Here is a 9,868-nt window from a genome sequence, read left to right as displayed (position 1 = left end):
TATGAATTTCATCAGCCTAGTTCCTGTTCTGGATTTCCAAGTGCGCAGTGTGGCACAAGAAACCGTTTATATCAAAAAAAGTGGTCGTCAAACCGTGGAGTGCGATGCCGATGGTGGACAGCGCCATCCAAACAAAAAAAGCGGCATCCAGGGACGCCGCTTTTTTACATCCATCAGTGGTAGACGCTTCAGTCCTCGATGATCGGTTGCCCGACCATCGCGTCGACCCGCTCGCGCAACTGCTTGCCCGGCTTGAAGTGCGGCACCCGTTTTTCCGGCACCATCACCTTGTCGCCCGACTTTGGGTTGCGCCCGATACGCGGCGGCCGGCTGTTCAGAGCAAAGCTGCCAAAACCACGGATCTCGATGCGCTGACCAGTCGATAAAGCATTGGTCATCGCATCAAGTATGGTCTTGACCGCGTACTCCGCATCCTTGGCCACCAGCTGAGAATAACGCTCAGCCAGGCGGTTAATCAACTCGGACTTGGTCATCTACTGAACCGGTGTCTTAGTTCTTGTTATCGAATTTGGCTTTCAACAGCGCGCCCAGGCTGGTGGTGCCCGAAGCTGCGTTGTTGTCGGTCGCGGCCATTTTCTGCATCGCTTCCTGGGTCTCGACGTTGTCTTTCGCTTTGATCGACAGCTGGATGCTGCGAGCTTTGCGGTCGATGTTGATGACCAGGGCTTCGACGGAATCGCCGACCTTCAGGTGCGTGCCGGCATCTTCCACGCGGTCGCGGGAGATTTCGGAAGCGCGCAGGTAGCCTTCGACTTCTTCGGACAGTTGGATCACGGCGCCTTTAGGCTCGACCGATTTCACGGTGCCGGTGACCAGCGCGCCCTTGTCGTTCATGGCGGCGAAGTTGTTGAACGGGTCGCCTTCCAGTTGCTTGACGCCCAGGGAAACGCGCTCGCGCTCGACGTCGATGGCCAGAACGATGGCTTCCAGTTCGTCGCCCTTCTTGAAGCGACGCACGGCTTCTTCGCCGGTCTCGGTCCACGACAGGTCGGACAGGTGCACCAGGCCGTCGATGTTGCCGGCCAGGCCGATGAACACGCCGAAGTCGGTGATCGACTTGATGGCGCCACGGACTTTATCGCCCTTCTTGTGGGTCACGCCGAAGTCATCCCATGGATTCGCTTTGCACTGCTTCATGCCCAGCGAAATACGGCGACGCTCTTCGTCGATTTCCAGAACCATCACTTCAACTTCATCGCCCAGCTGGACGACTTTGTTAGGAGCGACGTTCTTGTTGGTCCAGTCCATTTCGGACACGTGGACCAGACCTTCGATACCCTGCTCGACTTCAACGAAGGCGCCGTAGTCGGTGAGGTTGGTGACTTTACCGAACAGACGGGTGCTTTGTGGGTAACGACGGGACAGACCGGTCCAAGGATCGTCGCCCAGCTGCTTCACGCCCAGCGAAACGCGGTTCTTTTCCTGATCGTACTTCAGGACTTTGGCGGTGATTTCCTGGCCAACCGTCAGCACTTCCGACGGGTGACGCACACGACGCCATGCCAGATCGGTGATGTGCAGCAGGCCGTCGATGCCGCCCAGGTCCACGAAGGCGCCATAGTCGGTGATGTTCTTGACGACGCCGGTCACGACCGTGCCTTCTTTCAGCGTTTCCATCAGTTTCTGACGCTCTTCGCCCATCGAAGCTTCGATGACGGCGCGGCGGGACAGAACGACGTTGTTACGCTTGCGGTCCAGTTTGATGACCTTGAATTCGAGGGTCTTGCCTTCGAACGGGGTGGTGTCCTTGACCGGACGGGTGTCGACCAGCGAACCCGGCAGGAAGGCGCGGATGCCGTTGGTCAGAACGGTCAGGCCGCCCTTGACTTTGCCATTGACGGTACCGACGACGATCTCGCCCGATTCCATGGCTTTTTCCAGTGCCAGCCACGAAGCCAGACGCTTGGCTTTGTCGCGCGACAGGATGGTGTCGCCGAAACCGTTTTCGAGCGATTCGATGGCCACGGAAACGAAATCGCCAACTTTGACTTCCAGTTCGCCGTGGTCGTTCTTGAATTCTTCAACAGGGATGAAAGCTTCCGATTTCAGACCAGCGTTCACGATCACGAAATTGTGGTCGAGACGCACGACTTCAGCGGAGATGACTTCGCCGGAGCGCATATCTTGACGGGACAACGACTCTTCGAAGAGCGCTGCAAAACTTTCCATACCAGTGGTAGCTGTAGACATAGGGGGTTCACAAATGGTTATCCAGCAGAGATCGCACTATGCGACTTAAACTGGGTTAGGGTTGCAATACGCCCGAAACCGGCACTTGCCGGCGGCGGGCACCAACGGCAGCGCGCTTGTCGATATCAGCTGCAATATTGAAAAGGCGGCACTGCTTTACTGCTTGAAGGCGCCATTACTTGATGGCGGACGCATGCCATTTCAAGACCGCATCGACGGCTTCATCAGCCGTCATATCGGACGTGTCGAGCACATGCGCCCCTTCCGCCGGCAGTAGCGGCGCTATCGCCCGTTGAGTATCACGGTCGTCGCGCGCTTGCAAATCCATCAGAAGGTCTTCCATACTAGCAGAAAAACCCTTGTCTATCAATTGCTTATATCGGCGCCCCGCGCGCGCCGCCACACTTGCCGTCAAAAACACCTTGACCTGGGCGTGCGGGAAGATGACCGAGCCCATGTCGCGGCCGTCGGCCACCAGGCCCGGTGCCTTGCGGAAGCCCAGCTGCAGGCCGATCAGCGCGTGGCGCACGGTCGGGTACACGGCGATCTTCGAGGCCGTGTTGCCGACCTCCTCGGCGCGGATGGCGTCGCTGACGTTTTCCTGCGACAGGATGACGTCGCCGCCCACGAAGCTGCACGGAAGGTGCTCGGCCAGCTTGGCCAGCGCGTGCTCGTCGGCCAGGTCGGTGCCGCGGCGGATCGCCATCAGCGCCGTCAGGCGGTACAGCGCGCCGGAATCCAGATAGTGGTAGCCGAGTTTGTCGGCGACGCGGTGCGCCACCGTGCCCTTGCCGGAAGCGGTGGGGCCGTCGATGGCAATGACAGGAATGTGAGAGGTCGGCATAAGATCAAAAAGTCAGCTAAAAATTAAAAGGCGGGCGCCAGGTTTTGCGCGCGACGCCCGGGTCCGGAATCGGGGTCAGACCCCGAAGTCACGCCGCCGGCCCTATGAACGCGCGATCCCGGCAAACACCGCGAAGTAATCGGGAAACGTCTTGCCCACGCAGCTGGGATCGTTGATGCGCATCGCGTTGCCGCGCCGCGCCATCCCGTCCAGCGACGCCAGCGAAAAACACATCGCCATGCGGTGGTCGTCATAGGTGTCGATGGTGGCCGGCGTGATGACCGCCGGCGGCGTCACGCGCAAATAATCGGCGCCCTCCTCCACCACCGCGCCCAGCTTGCGCAACTCGGTCGCCATCGCCGCGATGCGGTCGGTTTCCTTCACGCGCCAGCTGGCGATATTGCGCAGCGTGCTGGTGCCGTCGGCGTACAGCGCGGCGATCGCGATCGTCATCGCCGCGTCGGGAATGTGATTGAAGTCGGCGTCGATGGCCTTGAGCGGACCGTTGGCGCGCGCCTCGATCCAGTTGTCGCCCATGGTGATCCGCGCGCCCATCTGTTCCAGCGCGGCGACGAAGCGGACATCGCCCTGGATGCTGTCGCGGCCCACGCCCTCGACCCGCACCGGACCGCCGCCGATCGCGCCGGCCGCCAAAAAGTAGGAGGCCGAGGAGGCGTCGCCCTCGACGTGGATGGTGCCCGGGCTTTGATAAACCTGGCCCGCCGCCAGCGTGAACGACTGCCAGCCATCCTGCTCGACGACGACGCCGAAGCGGCGCATCAGGTTCAGCGTGATCTCGATGTAGGGCTTGGAAATGAGCTCGCCGACGACGTCGATGGAGATCGCGTGCTCGCGCGCCATCAGCGGCGCCACCATCAGCAGCGCGGTCAGGAACTGGCTCGACACATTGCCGCGCACCGACAGCCGCTGCGCGTGGATCTGGCCGCGGCCGATGTGCAGCGGCGGGAAGCCGGCGTTGCCGGTGTATTCAATCTGCGTACCGGCCGCGTTGAGCGCGTCGACCAGGTCGCCGATGGGCCGCTCATGCATGCGCGGCACGCCGTGCAGCGTGTAGTCGCCGCCGATCACGGCCAGCGCCGCCGTCAGCGGACGGATGGCGGTACCGGCGTTGCCCATGAACAGATCGGCCGACTGGTTCGGGAACACGCCGGCCACGCCCTGCACGTGGTGCACGGTGCCGGTCGCGGTTTGCTCTTCGGACCACTGCACGCCGAGCGCGCGCAATGCCGCCAGCATGACGGCCGTGTCGTCCGACGCCAGCAGGTCGACGATATCGACCGCGCCCTGCGACAACGCCGCCAGCAGCAGGATGCGATTCGAAATGGACTTCGATCCCGGCAGGCGGACCACGCCCTCCACATGGGCGACCGGTTGAAGATCAATAAATTCGCTGCTCATAAAATTCCGTTCTAAAAAGAGAAGTCCCGGCGCCGTTCGCGCTGGCGGCCCTTGCAAAAGCCAAGGCCGAAATCAGGGCTGGACACTGCCGCCACTTCGGGGGCAGACCACGGTCTTGACCCCGGCTCCAGGGCGCCGGCTCATCCGGGCAGGTCGCCGCATCACTCAGCCTTGTCCCGCACCAGCGGCGCCTCCGCCGTTTCTATCGCCGTGATCCACTGATGGCGGGCCCGCTGCGCGTTGGCGTACATGCTTTCGAGCGCGGCGCCGTCGCCGGCGGCCAGCCGCGCGCGCAATGTCGTCAATTGTGCCAGATACGCATCGAGCTCGGTCAGCAACGCCGACTGGTTGGCGAGGCTGATGTCGCGCCACATCTCCGGCGACGACCCGGCGATGCGGGTGAAATCGCGAAAACCGCTGGCCGCGTACTGGAACAGCAAATCGGCATGCGGTTTGTTGGCGATATCGTCCACCAGCGCATACGCCAGCAAATGCGGCAGATGGCTGACGGAGGCGAACACCTTGTCATGCTCCTGCGGCGACAAATGACGAATCACCGCGCCGCAGGCCGACCACGCCGCCGCCACGCGTCCGACGTCGGCCGCGCTGTTTTCCGCCAGCGGCGCCAGCACCACCTTCTTGCCGGCATACAGATCATCGACGGCCGCCTCGGGACCATTGCTCTCGCGTCCCGCGATTGGATGACCGGGCACGAACTGCGCGATTTTTCCGCCCAGCGCGCGCCGCGCCGCCGCCACCACATCGGCCTTGGTGCTGCCGGCGTCCGTGACCACGGTGCCCGCTTGCAGATGCGGCGCCAGCGCCGACAAAATCGCCGCCGTCTGCGCCACCGGCGCGGCCAGCAGCACCAGGTCGGCGCCATCGAGGGCCGCCGCCATGTCGGCGCCGGCCGCGTCGATGATGCCCAGCTCGCGCGCCCGCGCCAGCGACGCCGCCGAGCGGTCCATGCCGACGACGATGCGCACCGCGCCGGCCTTTTTCAGCGCCAGCGCGAACGAGCCGCCGATCAGGCCCACACCGAAGATGACGATTTTATCGAGCACGGCTTCCCCTATCCTTACGCGGCCAGCGCCTTGGTCAGCGCCGCGATCAGGATCGCGTTTTCCTGCGGCAGGCCGATGGAAATGCGCAGCCATTGCGGCAAGCCGTAATTGCCGACCGGGCGCACGATCACGCCCTGCTGCAACAGCGCCAGATTGACGCGCGCGCCGGCGTCCGCGTCGGCGCCGACCTTGACCAGCACGAAGTTACCGAACGACGGCACGTACTCCAGGCCGAGCGCCTCGAACGCGGCGACGAACTGCTGGTAGCCGGCGGCGTTGTTGGCCGCGCTGCGGCTCAAGAATTCCTTGTCGTTGAGCGCCGCGATGGCCGCCGCCTGCGCCATCGAGTTGACGTTGAACGGCTGGCGGATGCGGTTCAGCAGATCGGTCAGCGCCGGTTGCGCGATGCCGAAGCCGACCCGCAGGCCTGCCAGCCCATAGGCCTTGGAAAAGGTACGCGAGACCAGCAGGTTGGGATATTTTTTCACCCACTGCGCCGATTCGAACTGGTTTTCGGCGGCCAGGAATTCGTTGTAGGCTTCGTCGAGCACCACCACCACGTGGGCCGGCACCTTCTGCAAAAAGGCTTCCATCTCGGCGGCCGGGATGAAGGTGCCGGTCGGGTTGTTCGGATTGGCGACGAAGATCAGGCGCGTGTCGGCGTCGACGGCGGCCAGCATCGCCGCCAGGTCGTGGCCGTAGTCGGCGGCCGGCACCACGATGTGGCGCGCGCCCAGGCCCTGCGTGGCCAGCGCGTACACCGCGAACGAATACTGCGAGTAGACCACGGCCTGGCCTTTTTCAACGAAGGCGTGGGCGGCGATTTCGAGGATGTCATTGCTGCCGTTGCCGAGCGTGATCCAGTCGGCCGGCACGTCATAGCGCTTGGCCAGCGCGGCTTTCAGGTCGAAGCCGTTGGCGTCCGGGTAGCGCCCCAGGTCGGCGGCGGCGGCCAGCATGGCCTGCCGGGCCGATTCGGGCACGCCGAAGGGATTTTCGTTCGACGCCAGCTTGACGATGGAGGCCTCGTCGAGGCCGAATTCGCGCGCGACTTCCGCGATCGGTTTGCCGGCTTGGTAGGGAGCGATGGCGCGGACGTATTCCGGGCCGTAGTGGTTGGACATGGAGTCTCTCGGATTCTGGTTGAAGGTTAAGTCAGGCTGACCGGATACGATCCGAGCACCTTGAAGAAGGCCGCGTTACTTTGCAGCTCCTCGAGCGCCTTGGCCACGGCCTCGTTCTGCACATGGCCTTCGACGTCGACGTAGAAATAATATTCCCAGGTGCCGGTGCGGGCCGGGCGCGATTCGAAGCGCGTCATCGACACGTTGTACTGGGCCAGCGAGCCAAGCAGCCGATACATGGCGCCCGCCTTGTGCGGCGCGGCCAGCGCCAGCGAGGTGCGGTCGTGGCCCGAGGGGCCGGCCTGCAAGTGGCCGATCACGGCGAAGCGCGTGCGGTTGTGCGGGTCGTCCTGGATGTTGGCCTTGACGGTGCCCAGGCCATAGCGTACACCGGCGCGCTCGCCGGCGATGGCCGCGATGCCGTGGTCGTCGCGCGCCATGCGGGCCGCCTCGGCGTTGGACGAAACGGCGCGGCGCTCGATCTCGGGATAGTTATTGTTCAACCAGATCTGGCACTGCGCCAGCGCCTGCGCGTGGGCGCAGATGGCGGTGATGCCGTCCATATTGCCGGTGCCGGTCAGCAGGCTGTGACGCACGGCGATGGCCACTTCGCCGCTGATCGTCAGCGGCGTTTGCAGCAGCAGGTCGAGCGTGCGGCCGATCGCGCCCTCGGTCGAATTCTCGACCGGGACCACGCCGAAATCGGCGGTGCCCGCTTCGGTGGCGCGGAACACCTCGTCGATCGACGAGCAGGCCAGCACGTCGACCGCGTTGCCGAACTGCTGGTAGACGGCTTGCTCGCTGTAGGTGCCGGCCGGCCCGAGGAAGGCCACGGTGACGCGCCGCTCCAGCGAGCGGCAGGCCGACATGATTTCGCGGAAGATGGTTTGCAGCGATTCGTCGGCCATCGGTCCGGGATTGCGCTCGGCCACGCCGCGCAGCACCTGCGCCTCGCGCTCGGGGCGGAACACCGGCGCGTTGGTGAGCGCCTTGACGTGGCCGACCTCCTGCGCCACCTTGGCGCGGCGGTTCAGCAGGTCGAGGATTTGCGCGTCGATGGCATCGATCTGCACGCGCAAGGGGGTCAGTTTGTCTGTCATGTTCTGCGTATATTGTCAGTGATATGCATGGAATTCCGGTCGAACGCGGTCTTGCCGCGATCAGCCGGCGCCGCCACGTCGGGGTCAAGACCGCGGGTCAAGACCGTGGGTCAAGACCGCGGGTCAAGGCCCCGATTAGCCGCGCGTCGCATCATCTTTAAAAATCAAAATCAGCGGCCCGCGAACTCGTTCAAATAATAGACCAGGGCTTGCACGCCCTCGATCGGCATCGCGTTGTAGATCGATGCGCGCATACCGCCGACGGACTTGTGGCCCTTCAGTTGCAGCAGGCCGCGCTCTTTAGCGCCGGCCAGGAATGCTTCGTTCCTGCTTTCGTCCTTCAGGTAGAACGGGACGTTCATGCGCGAGCGCGAATCGGGCTCGACGCGGTTTTCATAAAAATCGTCGGCGTCCAGCGCCGCGTACAGCAGGCGCGCCTTGGCGACCGCGCGCCGCTCCATCTCGGCCACGCCGCCCTGCCGCTTGAGCCACTGGAACACCAGGCCGGCGATGTAGATGCCATAGGTCGGCGGCGTGTTGTACATCGATCCGGCGTCGGCGATCAGCTGGAAGTCGAAGGCCGACGGACACACCGCCAGCGCCTTGCCCAGCAAGTCGTCGCGCACGATGACGATGGTGACGCCGGCCGGGCCGATGTTCTTTTGCGCGCCGGCGAAAATCAGGCCGTACTGCGCCACGTCGATCACGCGCGACAAAATGTGCGAGGACATATCGGCCACGACGGGCGTGGCGGCGAACTCGCCGTCCAACTGCGCCGGCAGGCGCGTCAGGTCGAATTCGACGCCGTCGATGGTCTCGTTGGTGCACATATGCAGATAGGCGGCGCCCGGCGTGAGCCGCCATTCGGACTGCGGCGGCACGGCCTTGAAACCGCCCGCCTGCGACGACGCGGCGATATTCACGTTGGCGTATTTGGCCGCCTCCTTGATCGACTTGCCGGACCAGGAACCGGTGTGCAGGAAATCGATGGTGGCCGGCTGCGCGGCGCCAACACGGCCGACGAGGTTCATCGGCACGATGGCGTTCTGCGACAGGCCGCCGCCCTGCATGAACAGGATGCGGTAATTGTCCGGCACGGCCAGCAGCTCGCGCAGGTCGCGTTCGGCCGCCTGATAAATCGAGACGAATTCGGGACCGCGATGGCTCATCTCCATGACGGACATGCCGCTGCCATGCCAGTCCAGCATTTCGGCGGCGGCCTGCGCCAGCACCTCTTTCGGCAGCACGGCCGGGCCGGCGGAGAAGTTGTAGATCGGGGTCACGGTACGATCCTTAGTCTGTTCATGAATGGCCGCATGTCTTTCACGCGCCAATAAAAAACGGGGCCAGTGTTATTGTCGCATCATTCCGCGCAAAGAACCCTGGTCCCGCCGGTTCCGCTTCAAGCCTCGAAGCGGAACATGCTGTCGCTGCTCGCCTTATTCAGGCGTGGACTCTGGCGGAGTCTCGTCCGACGATGCATCGGCCGGAGCGTCTTGCGGCGCCGCGACCGGCTTGCCGTCCGGGCCCGGTTCGAGTTCGACTTCGTCGATATCGGTTTCGACCACGCGCTGCAAGCCGGACAGCTTGGTGCCGTCTTCGACCGCGATCAGCGTCACGCCCTGGGTGGCGCGGCCCATCTCGCGGATCTCCGACACGCGGGTGCGGATCAGCACACCGCCGGTCGTGATCAGCATGATTTCGTCGGTGGTGTCGACCAGCGTGGCGGCGACCACGCGGCCGTTACGCTCGCTGGTCTGGATCGCGATCATGCCCTTGGTGCCGCGGCCGTGGCGCGTGTACTCGGTGATCGGCGTGCGCTTGCCGTAACCGTTTTCGGTGGCCGTCAAGACCGACTGCTGCTCGTTCTCGGCCACCAGCAGCGCGATCACGCGCTGGCCTTCGTCGAGGTTCATGCCGCGCACGCCGCGCGCGTTGCGGCCCATCGGACGCACGTCCTCCTCATCGAAGCGCACCGCCTTGCCGGCGTCGGAGAACAGCATCACGTCGTGCTGGCCGTCGGTCAGCGCGGCGCCGATCAGGAAGTCGCCCTCGTCCAGGTCGACCGCGATGATGCCGGCCTTGCGTGGATTGCTGAAGTCCTTC

Annotated in this window: 10 protein-coding genes; 1 reads left to right on the top strand and 9 read right to left on the bottom strand. The window is 64.0% G+C overall.

All coding sequences use genetic code 11. The features are described from left to right. The coding region (locus Q0S71_RS22190) for a hypothetical protein (RefSeq protein WP_296000603.1) at positions 1–202 on the top strand (202 nt) is incomplete at its 5' end. Here the strand turns inward: Q0S71_RS22190 and Q0S71_RS22185 are convergent. From Q0S71_RS22185 to Q0S71_RS22145, 9 genes are all read right to left on the bottom strand, one after another. After that, the gene (locus Q0S71_RS22185) at positions 189–494 is read right to left on the bottom strand and encodes an integration host factor subunit beta (RefSeq protein ID WP_072787195.1); all 306 of its coding nucleotides are present in this window, start codon (positions 492–494) and stop codon (positions 189–191) included. The two genes, Q0S71_RS22190 and Q0S71_RS22185, sit on opposite strands and share 14 nt — an antisense overlap. 16 nt (positions 495–510) lie before the next feature. Continuing rightward, the gene (gene rpsA / locus Q0S71_RS22180; RefSeq protein ID WP_020705490.1) at positions 511–2,190 is read right to left on the bottom strand and encodes a 30S ribosomal protein S1; all 1,680 of its coding nucleotides are present in this window, start codon (positions 2,188–2,190) and stop codon (positions 511–513) included. A 196-nt stretch (positions 2,191–2,386) separates the two neighbouring features. Beyond that, positions 2,387–3,055, bottom strand: a complete 669-nt coding sequence (gene cmk, locus Q0S71_RS22175; protein ID WP_296000591.1) for a (d)CMP kinase — start codon at positions 3,053–3,055, stop codon at positions 2,387–2,389. Between the two features lie 102 nt (positions 3,056–3,157). Then, complete coding sequence (gene aroA, locus Q0S71_RS22170; RefSeq protein ID WP_296000588.1) at positions 3,158–4,474, bottom strand: 3-phosphoshikimate 1-carboxyvinyltransferase; 1,317 nt, start codon at positions 4,472–4,474, stop codon at positions 3,158–3,160. Between the two features lie 161 nt (positions 4,475–4,635). Continuing rightward, a complete protein-coding gene (locus Q0S71_RS22165; RefSeq protein ID WP_296000586.1) occupies positions 4,636–5,538 on the bottom strand; it encodes a prephenate dehydrogenase/arogenate dehydrogenase family protein in 903 nt (300 codons plus the stop codon). Between the two features lie 14 nt (positions 5,539–5,552). After that, a complete protein-coding gene (gene hisC, locus Q0S71_RS22160; RefSeq protein ID WP_296000584.1) occupies positions 5,553–6,662 on the bottom strand; it encodes a histidinol-phosphate transaminase in 1,110 nt (369 codons plus the stop codon). Positions 6,663–6,688: 26 nt separating this feature from the next. Then, on the bottom strand, positions 6,689–7,762 hold the full coding sequence (gene pheA / locus Q0S71_RS22155) for a prephenate dehydratase (RefSeq protein WP_296000582.1): 1,074 nt from the start codon (positions 7,760–7,762) through the stop codon (positions 6,689–6,691). 170 nt (positions 7,763–7,932) lie between these two features. After that, on the bottom strand, positions 7,933–9,045 hold the full coding sequence (serC, locus tag Q0S71_RS22150) for a 3-phosphoserine/phosphohydroxythreonine transaminase (protein ID WP_296000579.1): 1,113 nt from the start codon (positions 9,043–9,045) through the stop codon (positions 7,933–7,935). 156 nt (positions 9,046–9,201) lie between these two features. Continuing rightward, positions 9,202–9,868: DNA gyrase C-terminal beta-propeller domain-containing protein (locus tag Q0S71_RS22145; protein WP_296000577.1), on the bottom strand; the 667-nt coding region annotated here is incomplete at its 5' end.

The organism is Rugamonas sp., from assembly GCF_025354735.1.
Lineage (GTDB): Bacteria > Pseudomonadota > Gammaproteobacteria > Burkholderiales > Burkholderiaceae_D > Rugamonas.
Note: the sequence above shows the minus strand (reverse complement) of the source record. Positions and strands in the feature narration are given on the sequence as shown.